The organism is Streptomyces sp. NBC_01549, assembly GCF_026339955.1.
GTDB lineage: Bacteria > Actinomycetota > Actinomycetes > Streptomycetales > Streptomycetaceae > Streptomyces.
In genome coordinates this window covers 574069-588089 of the sequence record NZ_JAPEPW010000001.1, presented here as the reverse complement: position 1 = coordinate 588089, position 14021 = coordinate 574069, and the positions used below count along the sequence as shown (strand labels likewise).

Genomic DNA, 14021 nt, shown 5'->3' with positions numbered 1-14021 from the left:
ACCTCGTCCTTGAGGGGCAAGTGGACCAGTGGACCAGTGGACCAGTGGGTCGGTGGTCAGTGCTGGTCGATGAAGTCGGCGACCAGGCGGTTGAACTCGGAAGCGTGCTCCAACTGCGCCCAGTGGCCGCAGCGGTTGAGGAGCACCAGGCGCGAGTCGCGAATCGTCGACACCAGGCGCAGTGAGTTCTCGAAGTGGACGACACGGTCGTCACGTCCGTGGATGAGCAGCGCGGGCGCGGAGATGGCCGCGATCTCGCTGTCGGTGGCGGAGGTGCCGACCTGATGTGTCCGCTGCAGGTACTCCAGGAAGTTCTTCAGGTGGTCGGGGCGGGCCTGCGCGGCCGCGGCCCGGGCACGGGCGAGTTCCTCACGGTCGGGGCCGCTGTGGAAGGTCATGACGTCGACCAGTTCGGCCATGGTGGCTTCTGTGGGCTCCGCGTAGCCGCGGACGAGGACCTTCAGTCCCTCGCTGGGGCCGTCGCCGGGGCCGAAGAGACAGGGACCGCCCTTCCCCGCGGGCGCGCCCATGGTGACGAGGTGCGAGACGCGGTCGGGGTGCAGGGCGGCCAGCCGCAGGGCGGTCATGCCGCCCATGGAGTTGCCCACGAAGGCGGCCTTCTCGATGCCGAGTTCGTCGAGGAACTGGATCGCGACGGCGGTGTGGTCCCGCTCCTCTCCTTCGACGGTGTCGGACCGGCCCCAGCCCGGCATGTCGACGGCAAGTACCCGGTAATGCTCCGCGAGCGCGGGAATGTTGGCGGAGAAGTTGCTCCAGCCGGTGGCGCCGGGACCGCTGCCGTGCAGGAAGATCACGGGGTGGCCCTTGCCTGCCTCGTTGTAGTGCAGCGTCCAGTCCTTGGTGGTGACGGTGCGGCTGGTGTTTTCCTCGGTGAGGACGACGGCTGTCACAGCCAGGCTCCTTCCAGGGGCAGGGACGAGAGGGCGGCGGTCGCGGTGGTGGAGGTTCCGTACCGGCCGCGGTGGAAGACGAGCGGGCGTTGCGCCTGTTCGCCGGGTCGCAGGGCGAGTCCCGTGACGTGGCCGACGACGAGGTCGTGGTCGCCGACGGGGTGGTCGTCGGCGAGTCGGCAGTCGGCCCAGGCGATGGCGTCAGTGAGGACCGGTGAGCCGGTCGGGCCCGGCACCCAGTCGACGGCGGCGAAGCGGTCGACGTCCCGGGACGCGAAGACGCGGCAGACGGCCTCGTGGTCTTCGCCGAGGATGTTGGCGCAGAAGGCTCCCGCGGTGCGGATGCGCGCCCAGGTCGAGGAGTTGCGGTCGGGGAAGAACCCGACCAGTGGCGGGTCGAGCGAGATGGAGGTGAAGGTGCCTACCGCCATGCCGATGGGACCTTCCGGGGTCATTGCGGTGATGACCGCGACACCGGTGGGGTAGTGCCCCAGGACTCTGCGGAAGGTGGCAGGGTCCTGGTGGTCGACGAGTGTCACCGCGGGCTCTTTCTGTCGTTCCTGTACGGCGGGCTGCACAGGGCGCTCACGCCTGCTGGACGCGGGTGATGAGGGCGGGCGGCAGTTGCTTGGACGCCTCGGGCTGGTGGTGCCCCCAGATGCTGAAGCGGTCGAAGGTGCGCGACTCCCAGGAGAGGTCGTCCACGGCGATGCCGCCCCAGCCGTCATCCGGGCGCTCGACGGGCTGGACATCGAGATCGTGGTCGCTGCCGACGCCGCGTCCCGCGAACAGCTCGGCGAACTCCCGGGCAACGTCCGGGTCCTCGACTCGCCGCCCCTGCACCTGGTGCTCGGCGACTGCGACGCCATCGTCCACCAGGGCGGCTCGGGCACCGTGTTCAACGCGATCCGCGCCGGCCTCGGCCAACTGGCCATCTCCCACATGGCCGACCAGGACAACATCTCCGCCGCGCTCGCCGAGTCGGGCGCCGGCATCCACCTGCAGGGAGAGCAGGCGGACGAGCAGGCAATCCGCGCCGCGGTGATCAGGCTGCTGGAGGACCCCGAGATCCGCACCGCGGCGGATCGGCTGCGCGCCGAGATGCTCTCCCAGCCGACCCCCGCCCACGTGGCCGCCGAACTCGCCGAGTTGGCCACCGCATCCACCCACCACTGAGGAAGAGGGATCGTGACACAGACCACCGTTTCCACCGATCGACGAGTTCACCCTGCTCAACATGGCCCAGGCGGTACGCCGCGCCGGAGTGCTGTGCGCCGGGCTCGACCTCGCCGTGTTCGACACGATGGCGGACGGCCCGGCCGAGGCCGAGACCGTCGCCGCACGGCTCGGCGTGCCCCCTCGGGGCGTACGCGTCCTGCTGCGGGCGCTCGCCGCCATCGAACTGCTCCACACGGACGGCGAACGGTTCTGGCTGGCTCCGGGCGTCGACCGCATCCTGGTCAAGTCGAGCCCCGGCTACTTCGGCGACACCCTTCGGCTCGCGGTCAGCCGCTACGAGTGGGAGGCCCTGGGCCACCTCTCCGACGCGGTCAAGCGCGGCGGGACCGTGCTGGACACCAACGCCGAGACCCCCGAGTACCCGTTCTGGGAGGACCTGGCCCGTAATCCCACCCCGCACACGCCCCTGATCGCCGACCTGCTGGCCGACACGCTGGCCCCGTGGACGGCGGGCCGCGAGCGCCTGGACATCCTGGACGTCGCCTGCGGGCACGGGCTGTACGGCTACACGGTGGCGCAGCGCAACCCACAGGCCCGGGTCCGCTCCGTGGACTGGGCCAACGTCCTGGAGCACTCCCGGGGCCACGCGGAGTGCCTGGGTGTGCTGGACCGGGTCGAGCTGACCTCCGGTGACATGTTCGAGCTGCCGCTGGGCGGCCCGTACGACCTGTCGCTGATCACCAACGTGCTGCACCACTTCTCCGCAGAGCGCGCCGGGGACATGCTGCGACGGCTGGCGGAGGCGACCCGGCCGGGCGGGCGGATCGGCATCGTCGCGGTCACTGCGGACGGCCGCGACCCGGCCTCCGATCCGGTGCCCCACCTGTTCGCCGCGTTGATGCTGGCCTGGACTCACGAGGGCGATTCGCATGCGCTGGAGACGTACCGGGACCTGCTGACCGCCAACGGCTTCGGGGAGCCGCAACTGCACCAGATGGACGGGGTGCCGCTGCGCCTTCTGATCGCCGAGCGGATCTGACCCGCTGCCCGATTCCCTCTCTCGACCGAAAGGCACGTGATGACGAACGCCACGTCGAACGCCCCCTCGCTGGCCGACGCCCGCGAGATCCTCCAGCTCAATGTCGCCTACACCCGGGCCCGAGTGCTGCACACCGCCCTGGAGCTGGACCTCTTCGAGTTCCTCGCCGAGGGCCCGCGTACCGAGGCGGAGATCCGCGAGCAGGGTCGGCTGCACTCCCACCTCGTGAGCGACTGGCTGGACGCGCTGGTCGGGCTCGGCCTGCTGACCTTCGACGGCGTCAGGTACGCCAACACCCCCCGCGCCGAGCACTTCCTGGTCTCGGGCCGCCCGCACTACATCGGCGGCGCCGTGCTCCAGCACGGCCGGGTCCACTACGAGTTGTGGAACCGCTTCGCCGACGCGCTACACGACGGCAAGGCCACTTCGGGGAAGAACATCACCGCGGGCGCGGTGGTGGAGGAGCATCCGGACCTGGACCGGGCCCGCCGGTTCCTCGACCACATGGACACCTTCAACCAGTTCGTGGCCGCGGAACTGAGCCAGGTCCTGGACTGGAGCCGGTGGGCCACGTTCGTGGACGTCGGCGGGGCCCGCGGCAACGTCGCGGCACAGTTGGTGCTGGACCACCCGAACCTGAAGGGCTCGGTCTTCGATGTGCCCGGCATCGAGCCGCTGTTCGACGAGCACATGGCGGCCCGCGGTACCGCGGGCCGGGTCGGCTTCGTGGGCGGCGACTTCTTCGGCGATCCCCTGCCCGCCGCCGACGTGATCCTCTTCGGCCACGTCCTGCACGACCACCCCGAGGAATCCCGCAAGAGGCTGCTGGCCCAGGCGTTCAGTGCCCTGCCCCCGGGGGGCACGCTGCTGGTCTACGACGCGATGCTCGACGACACCTCCGAGGCGGGGGCGTATCTGCAGAGCCTGGTGTGCTCCGTCATCCTCGACGGCGGCTCGGAGTACCGGGTGTGGGACATCTCGGCCTGGGCGGAGGTGGCCGGCTTCAAGGTGGAGCGGGTGATTCCCCTGGACACGATGACGCACGACCGGCTCCTGGTGGCCCGTAAGCCTGCCTGACCGCGGCAGTACGGCGGTCCCGCGAGCACACCGGGCCCGCCGTACCGTCTGCCCGACGACTCCGCACGGCCGGACGACCGATGCACGCCGTCCGCAGTACCGGGACCGACCGTACGGCCGGACCGAACCCGCACGAAGATGCGCCGCTGTCCCCGGTACCGGGACGGCGGCGCATCCGTCTTCTCCTGCGGCGTCCTGCTCAGCCGAACGCGGCTGTGAGCCCCGCCGCGACCTCGGCGGGCGCCGGCCGGTAGTCCTGCTCCGCGGCGACCTCGGCGGCCCGGACGCGCCAGGAAGGCTCGGTGAGCAGCGCCCGGCAGGCCGCGACGACCCGCTCCGCGTCGAGGTCGAGAGCGGGCAGGGCGATGCCCAGCCCCGACGCCTCGATGCGCTGCGCGTTGTCCGGGGCGTCGGCGATCGGCACGGTCAGCACGACCTGGGGCACCCCCGCGGCCATCGCGGCCATCGTCATGCCGGAGGCCCCGTAATGGACCAGGACGGCACAGCGCGGCACCACGTGGTCCAGCGGCTGCCAGCCCACGGACAGCACGCCGGGCGGCGCCGGCCGCAGCCCCTGCGCACCCGCCGGGTCGATGGCTACCACCACCTCCACGTCGAGCGCGGGCAGCGTGTGCATCAGCCGGGTGATCAGGGTCCGCATCCGGTCCGGCGCCAGTGACGGCAGCACGCTGCCGAAAGTGAGGCACACCAGGGGGCGGCGCCTGGGCTCGTCCAGCCAGCCGGGCAGCTCGGCGGGGCCGGTCACCGATATATAGCGCATGGGGTCGCCGAACGTGCCCGGGCGCTGGAGACTGGGCGAGCAGGTGTCGAGGACGCGGGCCGGCCGGGGGAGCCCGGTGAGCCCGAACGCGCCTAGCTCCGGCTCGAGTTCCTCCTCGGCGGCCAGCGCGAACTCGGGGCTGGGCCGGATGCCCCAGCCGTGCTCGATCCAGGGGATGCCCAGGCTCGCGGCTGCCAGCGGGCCCGCGAACTCCACGGGGTCGGTGACGACGAGGTCCGGGCCCCATCGGCGCATCAGCGCGATGGTCTCCGCCAGATGCCGGGCGCCCAGCCGCCCCCAGCCGCGACCGCTGCGCCACATCCGGTCCGCCTCGGCCGTGTGCGGCACCGGCCGGCCGGCCCGGTCCCGTGCCATCACCTCCCGCAGCTCCACGGGCGACAGCGACGCCACGGGCAGCCCGCGCTCGAGGACCCGCGGCGCGAAGCTCTCGTCCGTGGCCACCAGGACCTCGTGCCCCTCGGCCCGCAGCGCCCAGGACAGCGGAAGCAGGGGGTTGAGGTGACCGAGCAGAGGAATGGAACAGACCAGAACGCGCATATCAGACAATCGCCTTCATTGCGGCCCACCTTCGGATAGGAGAGAAGTCCCGGCGCCCGGCCGTCAGCCGCGCCGCCGCGCCCCGAACACTCCTGGAAGTGGGTCGCGCTGTCCTCGAGCGGTGCTGGAAGAAGCGGACACGGTCCGGGCTCATGCCAGCCTCTAGGGCCCCTGCCTAATTTCGGTGCGGTCTCCCGACGCCCAGGATCAGGGGCTTTCATGCGCATCTTGTTCGTGACGTCCGTCTCCAGTTCGCACCTCGCTCCCATGGTTCCGCTGGCCTGGGCCCTGCGGGCCGCCGGGCACGACGTGCGGGTGGCCTGCGACGCCGACACGGCGCCGGGCGCGCTGGCGCTCGGGCTGACCGTGGTGCGGGTGAGCGCGGACGGCGGGTTCGCCCGGCGGCACCGCGAGAGCGTGCGGGGAGTCCCCGGCGAGCCGTACTACCAGGAGCGGGGCGCGCTGCCCCGCATGTTCGCCGACAACGCCCTGGCCATGCTGGACGGGCTCGCGGCGCTCGTCGACCGCTGGCGGCCGCACGCGGTGGTGCACGAGCCGGTGGCCTTCGCCGCCGAGGCGGTCGCCGCGGCACGGGGCATCCCCACGCTGCGGCACCTGTGGGGGCCGGACCTTTTCGGTACGCCGCCCGGCGCCTGGCTGCGAGAGAGGGTGCGCGAGCTGGTGACGGCCGAGGTGCCGGGGAGTGTGTGGCCGTCGGCGCGGGAGTTCGTGATCGATCCATGTCCCGCTCCGATGCAGCGGCTGGGACCTGGCATCGGGGTTCCGGTCCGCTTCGTCCCAGTGGACAGGCCAGGGAGGGTGCCCACCTGGTTGTTCGATCCTCCCGAACGGCATCGGCTCTGTGTGACGTGGGGGACGTTCACCGACGGCGTGCCGGGCGGTCACCCGCTGATGCGGGCGGTGTGCGGGCTGCCGCGGCTCGGCATGGAGGTGGTGCTCGTCGCGCGCGCCGAGGACCTCGCAGGGCTGGGTGAACTCCCCGCCGGGGTGCGGGCGGTGACCGGCGTGCCGCTGCACGCCGTACTGCCCTCGTGCACGGCGGTCGCGCACCACGGCGGGGCCAACACGCTGCTGGGCGCTGTCGTGCGTGGACTGCCTCAGCTCGTCGTGAGCGACACCTTCGAACGGGCTCTGAATGGAGGCAGGTTGGCGGAAACCGGCGCCGGACTGCACCTGAACGCGCAGGAGGCGGATCCGGGCGCCGTCGATGCGGCGGTACGGCGGCTGGTCACCGACGACCGGCACGCGCGGGCCGCCGCGGCACTCCAGGACCGGGTCCTGACCCGCCCGTCCCCGGTCCAGGTCGCCGGTTCCTTCGAGGAGTTGGTCGTCCAGTGGTCCCTACCGGCTGCACCGATCACGAAAGGCGCATGATGCACAACGGCAATGCAGACGACGCCGCCCTGACGACGGATGTCGTGGTGGTGGGAGGAGGCCCGGTCGGCCTGATGCTGGCTGGGGAGCTGCGGGCCGGCGGGGTGGAGGCCCTGGTGCTCGAGAAGCTCGTCGAGCCCGCCGGACACGACCGGGCAGGGGCCCTGCACACCCGGACCGTGGAGATGCTGGACCTGCGCGGGCTGCTGGACCGCTTCCTCGAGGGGACGCAGGTCGCCAAGGGGCTGCCCTTCGCCGGGATCTTCAGCCAGGGCCTGAACTTCAGCCTGCTGGACACCCGGCACCCGTACACGGCCCTGGTGCCGCAGTCGCGCACCGAGGTCCTGCTGGCGGAGCACGCGCACCAGGCCGGCGCGGAGATCCGCCGCGGCCACGAGGTGACCGGACTGCGCCAGGACGCGGAGGGCGTGGAGGCGACGGTGGAGGGGCCGCGCGGCCCCTACCGGGTGCGGGCCCGCTACGTGGTCGGCTGCGACGGCGGGCGCAGCGCGGTGCGCCGGCTGGCCGGGATCGGCTTCCCCGGCACCGAGGCCACCGTCCGCGCGCTGATCGGCTACGTGGCCACTCCCGAGCGCGATGTGCCGCGCCGCTGGGAGCGCACCCCCGACGGCATTCTGGTTCTGGCCTTCCCGCCGGAGGGCGGCACGGGCCGGGCGGTCGTCATCGAGTACGGGCACGCCCCGGCGGCGGACGAGGGTCCGGTGACCCTGGAGGACCTCAACGCCGCGGTCGCGCGCGTGCGGGGCACGCCACTGAAGCTGACCGAACCGGTGACGTGGCTGTCCCGGTTCGGGGACGCCAGTCGGCAGGCGGAGCACTACCGCAGCGGGCGGGTGCTGCTCGCCGGTGACGCGGCGCACGTGCACTTCCCGATCGGCGGCCAGGGGCTGAACACCGGCCTGCAGGACGCGGTCAACCTGGGCTGGAAGCTGGCGGCCCGGGTCCGCGGGTGGGGTTCGGAGGAACTGCTCGACACCTACCACGGCGAGCGGCATCCGGTCGCCGAACGGGTCCTGCTCAACACGCGGGCGCAGCTCGCCCTGATGCGCCCGGACGAGCAGCACACCACTCCGCTGCGCGGCTTCATCGAGGAGTTGCTCGGCATCGACGAGGTCAACCGATACTTCGGCCGCATGATCACCGGCACCGACGTGCGCTATGCGACGTTCACCTCCGCTTCGCCGGGCCAGGCGCATCCGTGGACAGGGTGTTTCGCGGGCTGGCTGGTGCTGTCCGGTCGGCCGGAAGGGCCGGTGCCGGTGGCCGAACTGCTGCGCCCGGCCCGGCCGTTGCTGCTCGATCTGGCAGGGAGGGCCGATCTGCGGGAGGCGGCGCGGCCGTGGGCCGACCGGGTGTCCGTGGTCGCCGGGGAGGCGGCCGTGGAGCCGTCGGCGCAGGCGCTGCTGGTCCGTCCGGACGGCTATGTCGCCTGGGCGGGTTCGGCGGCCGACACGGCCGACGAACTGCGCGCGGGGCTGGCCCGCTGGTTCGGTCCACCGGCCGCCGAGGGCCGTCACCCAGCACCTTGATCCCGATATAGCCGAACCCATATATTCGGAACCGACTATCTGAGTCCGAGGAGGGTGTTATGGGATCTGGGGAACACGCCATCGAGGTGGTCGGTGCCCGCACGCACAACCTGGACGACCTGACGGTCTCCGTGCCCAAGGGGAGAATCGTCGCGTTCTCGGGGGTGAGCGGCAGCGGCAAGACCTCACTGCTGATCGACACCATCCACGCCGAGGCCCAGCTGCGGTATCTGGAGGGGATCAGCCCGTTCGTCCGCCAGTTCATCACCCCGCGCGACCGCCCGCAGGTGACCCGGATCGAGGGGCTGCCCCCCACGCTCGCTGTTGACCAGCGGGTCCCGGCGCGCAGCCCGCGCTCCACGATGGCCACGGTCACCGGCGTCAACGACTACCTCGGCCTGGCCTTCGCCCGACTGCCTCCGCTGGGCCGGGACTGGGACCCCGCGCTGGGCGCCGCACTGAAGCCCGCGCAGTTCAACCCGACCATGCCGGAGGGGTGCTGTCCGGAGTGCCGCGGGAGCGGCGGCCGGGCCCGGTCCGAGGAGGCGCTGCTGATCACCGAGCCCGGCCTGCCGCTGCCGGCCGGGGCCTCGCCGTGGTTCGCCATGGCGCGTACTCCCGAGCGGGCGACGATGGCGGCGCTGGCCCGCAGCTTCGGGACGGATCTCGACCGGCCCTGGCGGGAGCAGCCCGCGGACTTCCGGGAGGCGGTGCTGCACGGCACGGGCGAGGAAGCCGTGGAGATCGCCTACGAGACGACCATGAAGAAGAGCGGCACCGCGATCAGCGTCCGCGACAGCCGGCCCTGGCCGGGGGCGATCGCCGAGGTCGAACGACTGTACGCCGCCGCGGCCAACCCGGCCATGCGGGAGACGTACGAGCCCTTCGTCCGCAACGAGTCGTGCGCCGAGTGCGAGGGGACGGGCCTGGGCGCGGTCGCCCGTACCGTGCGGCTCGGCGGACGGCGCCTGCACGAACTGCTCGACCGTCCGGTCGAGGAGGTCCTCGACTGGGGTGAGGGCCTGGCCGCGACGCTCGGACCGGCCCAGCGGGAGGCGGCGCAGGCTGTCCTGCCCGCGGTGCAGGCGAGGCTTCGGCTGCTAGTTCGGCTCGGCGTCGGGCACGTCCAGCTCTCCCGGCCGGCGCCCACGCTCTCCGGTGGAGAACTGCAGCGGGCGCGGGTGGCGGCCCAGCTGTGCACGGAGCTGTCGGGGGTGGCGTTCGTCCTCGACGAGCCGTCCGCGGGGCTGCACCCGGCCGACAAGGCGCGGCTGGCCGAGCTCATCGAGGACCTGCGCGGCTCCGGGAACACCGTCCTCATGATCGAGCACGATCCCGAGCTGATCGGCCGGGCGGACTGGGTGATCGACGTCGGCCCGAGGGCCGGGCGCGGGGGCGGGCGGCTGGTGGCCCAGGGCACTCCGCAGGAGGTGGCGGCCTCTCCCGAATCGCTGACCGGCCGCTACCTGGCGCTGCAGGGCGGGCGGGTACGGCGCGCCCGGCGCCCGGTCCGCGACGACCGGATGCTGACGCTGACCGACGTCGCGGTGCGCACGGTGCGCGCCGACCGGATCGACATCCCGCTGGGAGCGCTGACCTGCCTCACGGGCGTGAGCGGCAGCGGCAAGAGCACCCTGCTCATCGAAGGGGTGGCCGGCGCGGTGCAGGCCCGTCTCGACGGTACGAGCGCGCCGGGTGTGGGCAAGGCGGCCTGGACCGGCCCGCTGCACTGGGCGACCGTGGTCGACCAGGAGCCCATCGGCCGGACCCCGCGCTCCAACCCGGCCACGTACACCAAGGCGTTCAACCTGATCCGCAACCTGTTCGCGGGCACCGACGCCGCCGCCCGCCGCGGGCTGACGGCGGCTTCCTTCTCCTTCAACTCGCCGGGCGGCCGCTGCGAACCGTGCACCGGGTACGGCGTGCGGCAGGTCGACATGAACTTCCTGCCCGACGTCTGGGTCACCTGCGACGTCTGCGACGGCAGGCGGTACGGGCCCGAGGTGCTCGCGGTGACCTACCGGGATCTGGCCATCGACGAGGTGCTGGACCTGACCGTCGACGAGGCCGCCGAGCGCCTCGACACCCCCGCGCTGCGTCCGGTGCTCACGGCGCTGCGGCAGACGGGGCTGGGCTATCTGCATCTGGGGCAGAGCGCCACCGTGCTGTCCGGCGGTGAGGCGCAACGGCTGAAGCTCGCTGCCGCGCTGACCAAGGGTTCGCGGCAGCCCGGACTCGTGGTACTGGACGAACCGGTCACGGGTCTGCATCCGGCGGACGTCCAGGTGCTGGTCGATGCGTTCGACGTGCTCATCGCCGCGGGCAATACGGTCGTCCTCGCCGAGCACGACCTGCATCTGGCCGCCGCCGCGGACTGGCTGGTCGACATGGGGCCGGGCAGCGGTGAGGCCGGCGGCAGGGTGCTGCACTGCGGCCGCCCGGACGCTCTCCGCCCGGACTCGGGCCCCACGGCCGAGTATCTGCGGGAGATCCTCCCCGGGGCGGCTGCACCGTGAGTATCAGTCGATACCGTATAGTCGGATCCGACTAAAGGAGATGACCTGTGACGGTGCGTAAACGGCCGGTGTCCAATCTGCTGGGACTCGCGGTCCTCGGACTGCTGCTGGAGCAGCCGATGCATCCCTACGAGATGGCCGCGACCTTGCGGGAGCGCGAGAAGGACGCCAGTTTCAAGGTCAAGACCGGTTCGCTCTACGACGTCGTCGAATCCCTGGTGCGGGCGGGCTGGATCGCGGAGCACAGCACCGAACGCGCCGGACGCCGGCCGGAGCGCACCGTGTACGCCCACACCGAGCTGGGCCGCAAGGAGTTCATGAGCTGGCTCGACGAACTCGTCCGCACCCCGGTGAAGGAGTACCCCAGCTTCCTCGCCGCGGTGAGCTACCTCGGCGCCCTGGGGCCCGAACGCGCCGTCCAGGCTCTCGGGGAACGCATCGCCCGCCTGGACGAGCAGATCGACGAGGCCCGCCAGGCGCAGGCCGACGTGCTGGGCCAGCACACGCCACGGCTGTTCGTGATCGAACTCGAATACGCCCTGACCATGGCCGAAGCCGAGCGGGACTGGGCCCGGCAGATCGTCGGCGAGATTCAGAACGGCACCCTCACCTGGCCCGAACTCATCACCAGGGAAGGCCGTCAGGTGTGGACCGACCACAACGAGACCGAAGGACAGCAGGCATGACCGCACCACCCGCAACGCACCAGCGGGCCGAACCGTATCCGCCAAGGAAGGCGTTACCCATGATCCAGGCCAAGGGGCTGGCCAAGACGTTCCACACCAAGCAGGGCTCGGTCCAGGCGGTGGCCGGAGTCGACTTCACCGTCAACGCGGGAGAAATCGTCGGCTTCCTCGGGCCCAACGGCGCCGGCAAGACGACCACCATGCGGATGCTGACCACCCTGCTCCCACCGAGCTCGGGCACGGCCGTCATCGCCGGCTGCGATCTGCTGCACGAGCCCGCGAAGGTCCGCACACACATCGGTTACGTCTCCCAGGCGGGCGGCGCCAAGCCCAGCTCCCCGGTCCGCCGGGACCTCGTCCTGCAGGGCCGCCTCTACGACATGTCCCGCCCCGAGGCCGAGGCCCGCGCCGACGAGGTGATCGCCCAGCTCGGTCTCGGGGACCTCGCGAGCCGCGTCATCCGGACGCTCTCGGGCGGCCAGCGACGCCGCGTCGACATGGCGCTGGGCCTGGTGCACGAGCCGAAGCTGCTCTTCCTCGACGAGCCCACCGCCAACCTCGACCCCGAGAGCCGCAACGGCGTCTGGGACCACATCCGCCGCCTGCGTGACGAGCAGGGCACCACCGTGTTCCTCACCACTCACTACCTCGACGAGGCCGACAACCTCTGCGACCGTGTCCTGATCATCGACAAGGGCCGCATCATCGCCGAGGACAGCCCGCGGAGCCTGAAGGCCGCCATCTCCCACGACACCATCGAGATCGAGGTCGACGGCGACGCCGCGCGCGCCACCGACCTGCTCGCCGCCCACTCCGACGTCCACGACGTGTCGGTGGACGGCGTCGTTCTGTCGGTCAGTTGCCGCGACGCCGAGCGCCTCCTCGCCGACCTGCTGCGCGTGCTCGAGTCCGCGCGCATCCGGGTGGAATCCCTGCGTGTGGTGAAGCCCACGCTCGACGACGTCTTCATGACCATGACCGACCGCCGTCCGCAGCGAGACGCGGACGCCGTCCACGCCTGAGGGGAGTTGTAGATGCACACGATCCGAGACGCGGCGATCGTCTTCCGCGACGAGGCCGCCGCTGTGGCACAGAAGAGGATGGGTCTGCTCATCGGCCTCGTCCAACCGTTCGTCTACATGGCCCTGTTCGGCCCCCTCCTGGTCAAAACGCTGCCGGAGAGCGGCGCGTCCGCCTGGCAGATCTACATCCCGGGCCTGCTCGTCCAACTGGGCTTGTTCGCCACCGGCTACGCGGGGTTCGGACTGATCCCCGATGTCCGTTCGGGCTATCTGGAACGACTGCGGGTGACCCCGGCGAGCCGACTCGGGCTACTGCTGGGACGGGTGATCTGGGACGTGCTGGCGCTGTTCGTCCAGTCGGTCGTCATCGTCCTCATCGCCATGCTCTTCGGGCTGCGTGCTCCGGTAGGGGGCGTGCTGGCGGCCATCGCCATGATGATGCTCGTGGGAATCAGCCTGGCCTTCCTCTCGTACTCGCTGGCGCTGAAGCTGACGTCGGAGTGGCTCTTCGCGCCCGTCCTCAACGGCATCGCCCTGCCTCTGATGCTGCTGTCCGGCATCCTCCTTCCCCTGACCCACGCTCCCGGCTGGCTGAAAGCGATCGGCTCCGCCAATCCCCTGCGCTACGCGGTGGACGCCATGCGCGGATTCTTCGCCGGCGAGTACGGCTCACACGCCGTCCTGACCGGCATGTGCGTGGTGGTCGGCCTGATGATCGTGTCGGCGGTGGCCGGCACCCGCATCTTCGCCAGGTACAACGCTTGAGCCTCTTACGCCTTCGCTGTCGTCACAGGCGTGGTGGGCAATCGGCGCGGTACTGCCACTCGATGACGTTCACGGCAGCCGGCGGACCCCCCTTCGGCTGCCGCAGCTGATCAAGCTCCTCCGCCAGCACCGGGAGGAGCGGAGTGGGAATGCATCGTGGCCGGTGCCGACTGGGCGGACAAGGGCACATTTTCGCCTCGCCGACCGGGGGGCCGCCGGTCCCGTTGCGGGCGTGCACGAAATGGGCCGGCGGCTGTCGCGCCCATCATCCGCCGGCTCATCGGGGAGTGGCAGGCCAGAGACGGTGTGTCCCGGAACGCCGGGACGCGCCGTCGGGCTCCTGCACTGCTCAGGCTCCTTGGAGGGCTTCGCTCGTGTGGGCCGACACTCCCCTGGTCTTGCCATGCGTCCTTGCCCTGGAAGCCGCCGTTCAAGCCCTCGCTGCCAGCCTTTGGCGAGATGCCCCGCTTCGGCGGGTTGGCCTGAGAGGGCACGGCAGGAGAACTCCCCCCTTATGACCAGCACCAAGCCCGCCGGATCCG

The 14021-nt window shown here is 71.5% G+C and carries 12 protein-coding genes and 1 pseudogene; 9 read left to right on the top strand and 4 right to left on the bottom strand.

The features are described 5' to 3' along the window. Positions 1-56 precede the first annotated feature (56 nt). Genes OG819_RS02455 through OG819_RS02445 form a run of 3 tightly spaced genes read right to left on the bottom strand, consistent with a single transcriptional unit; the run spans position 57 to position 1754 of the window. The gene (locus OG819_RS02455) at positions 57-911 is read right to left on the bottom strand and encodes an alpha/beta fold hydrolase (protein ID WP_266629552.1); all 855 of its coding nucleotides are present in this window, start codon (positions 909-911) and stop codon (positions 57-59) included. Beyond that, entirely contained in the window at positions 908-1450 is a 543-nt protein-coding gene (locus OG819_RS02450; protein ID WP_266629554.1) for a flavin reductase family protein, read from the bottom strand. Before OG819_RS02450 ends, OG819_RS02455 begins: the two co-directional genes overlap by 4 nt. A gap of 46 nt (positions 1451-1496) precedes the next feature. Continuing rightward, the gene (locus OG819_RS02445; protein ID WP_266652942.1) at positions 1497-1754 is read right to left on the bottom strand and encodes a hypothetical protein; all 258 of its coding nucleotides are present in this window, start codon (positions 1752-1754) and stop codon (positions 1497-1499) included. Here OG819_RS02445 and OG819_RS02440 point away from each other — a divergent pair. From OG819_RS02440 to mtmMI, 3 genes and pseudogenes are all read left to right on the top strand, one after another. Next, positions 1635-2087: pseudogene (locus OG819_RS02440) on the top strand (glycosyltransferase); the annotation flags it as partial. The gene OG819_RS02445 and the pseudogene OG819_RS02440 overlap by 120 nt on opposite strands. A gap of 61 nt (positions 2088-2148) precedes the next feature. Then, complete coding sequence (locus OG819_RS02435) at positions 2149-3129, top strand: class I SAM-dependent methyltransferase (protein WP_266647807.1); 981 nt, start codon at positions 2149-2151, stop codon at positions 3127-3129. A gap of 39 nt (positions 3130-3168) precedes the next feature. Then, entirely contained in the window at positions 3169-4206 is a 1038-nt protein-coding gene (gene mtmMI, locus OG819_RS02430; protein WP_266647806.1) for a demethylpremithracinone o-methyltransferase, read from the top strand. Positions 4207-4405: 199 nt separating this feature from the next. Here the strand turns inward: mtmMI and OG819_RS02425 are convergent, their stop codons facing one another. Next, entirely contained in the window at positions 4406-5545 is a 1140-nt protein-coding gene (locus tag OG819_RS02425) for a nucleotide disphospho-sugar-binding domain-containing protein (RefSeq protein WP_266647804.1), read from the bottom strand. A 219-nt stretch (positions 5546-5764) separates the two neighbouring features. Here OG819_RS02425 and OG819_RS02420 point away from each other — a divergent pair, with 219 nt between their 5' ends. From OG819_RS02420 to OG819_RS02395, 6 genes are read left to right on the top strand one after another with little or no spacing between them, the layout of a single operon-like run. Next, on the top strand, positions 5765-6940 hold the full coding sequence (locus OG819_RS02420; RefSeq protein ID WP_266647803.1) for a nucleotide disphospho-sugar-binding domain-containing protein: 1176 nt from the start codon (positions 5765-5767) through the stop codon (positions 6938-6940). After that, complete coding sequence (locus tag OG819_RS02415) at positions 6937-8490, top strand: FAD-dependent monooxygenase (protein WP_266647801.1); 1554 nt, start codon at positions 6937-6939, stop codon at positions 8488-8490. Before OG819_RS02420 ends, OG819_RS02415 begins: the two co-directional genes overlap by 4 nt. 59 nt (positions 8491-8549) lie before the next feature. Beyond that, positions 8550-11006 (top strand): excinuclease ABC subunit UvrA, encoded by a 2457-nt coding sequence (locus OG819_RS02410; protein ID WP_266629657.1) that lies wholly within the window; start codon positions 8550-8552, stop codon positions 11004-11006. 47 nt (positions 11007-11053) lie between these two features. Continuing rightward, entirely contained in the window at positions 11054-11692 is a 639-nt protein-coding gene (locus OG819_RS02405; RefSeq protein WP_266629659.1) for a PadR family transcriptional regulator, read from the top strand. Between the two features lie 59 nt (positions 11693-11751). Then, the gene (locus OG819_RS02400) at positions 11752-12714 is read left to right on the top strand and encodes an ATP-binding cassette domain-containing protein (RefSeq protein WP_266647800.1); all 963 of its coding nucleotides are present in this window, start codon (positions 11752-11754) and stop codon (positions 12712-12714) included. A gap of 12 nt (positions 12715-12726) precedes the next feature. Next, the gene (locus OG819_RS02395) at positions 12727-13479 is read left to right on the top strand and encodes an ABC transporter permease (protein WP_164189879.1); all 753 of its coding nucleotides are present in this window, start codon (positions 12727-12729) and stop codon (positions 13477-13479) included. Positions 13480-14021: the final 542 nt, after the last annotated feature.

What these genes read in the sequence shown, in the direction of transcription:
- OG819_RS02395 (WP_164189879.1), top strand. Translation starts at nt 12,727, where the DNA reads ATGCACACGATCCGAGACGCGGCGATCGTCTTCCGCGACGAGGCCGCC.
- OG819_RS02425 (WP_266647804.1), bottom strand. Translation starts at nt 5,545, where the DNA reads ATGCGCGTTCTGGTCTGTTCCATTCCTCTGCTCGGTCACCTCAACCCC.
- OG819_RS02420 (WP_266647803.1), top strand. Translation starts at nt 5,765, where the DNA reads ATGCGCATCTTGTTCGTGACGTCCGTCTCCAGTTCGCACCTCGCTCCC.
- OG819_RS02410 (WP_266629657.1), top strand. Translation starts at nt 8,550, where the DNA reads ATGGGATCTGGGGAACACGCCATCGAGGTGGTCGGTGCCCGCACGCAC.
- OG819_RS02400 (WP_266647800.1), top strand. Translation starts at nt 11,752, where the DNA reads ATGATCCAGGCCAAGGGGCTGGCCAAGACGTTCCACACCAAGCAGGGC.
- mtmMI (WP_266647806.1), top strand. Translation starts at nt 3,169, where the DNA reads ATGACGAACGCCACGTCGAACGCCCCCTCGCTGGCCGACGCCCGCGAG.
- OG819_RS02415 (WP_266647801.1), top strand. Translation starts at nt 6,937, where the DNA reads ATGATGCACAACGGCAATGCAGACGACGCCGCCCTGACGACGGATGTC.
- OG819_RS02435 (WP_266647807.1), top strand. Translation starts at nt 2,149, where the DNA reads ATGGCCCAGGCGGTACGCCGCGCCGGAGTGCTGTGCGCCGGGCTCGAC.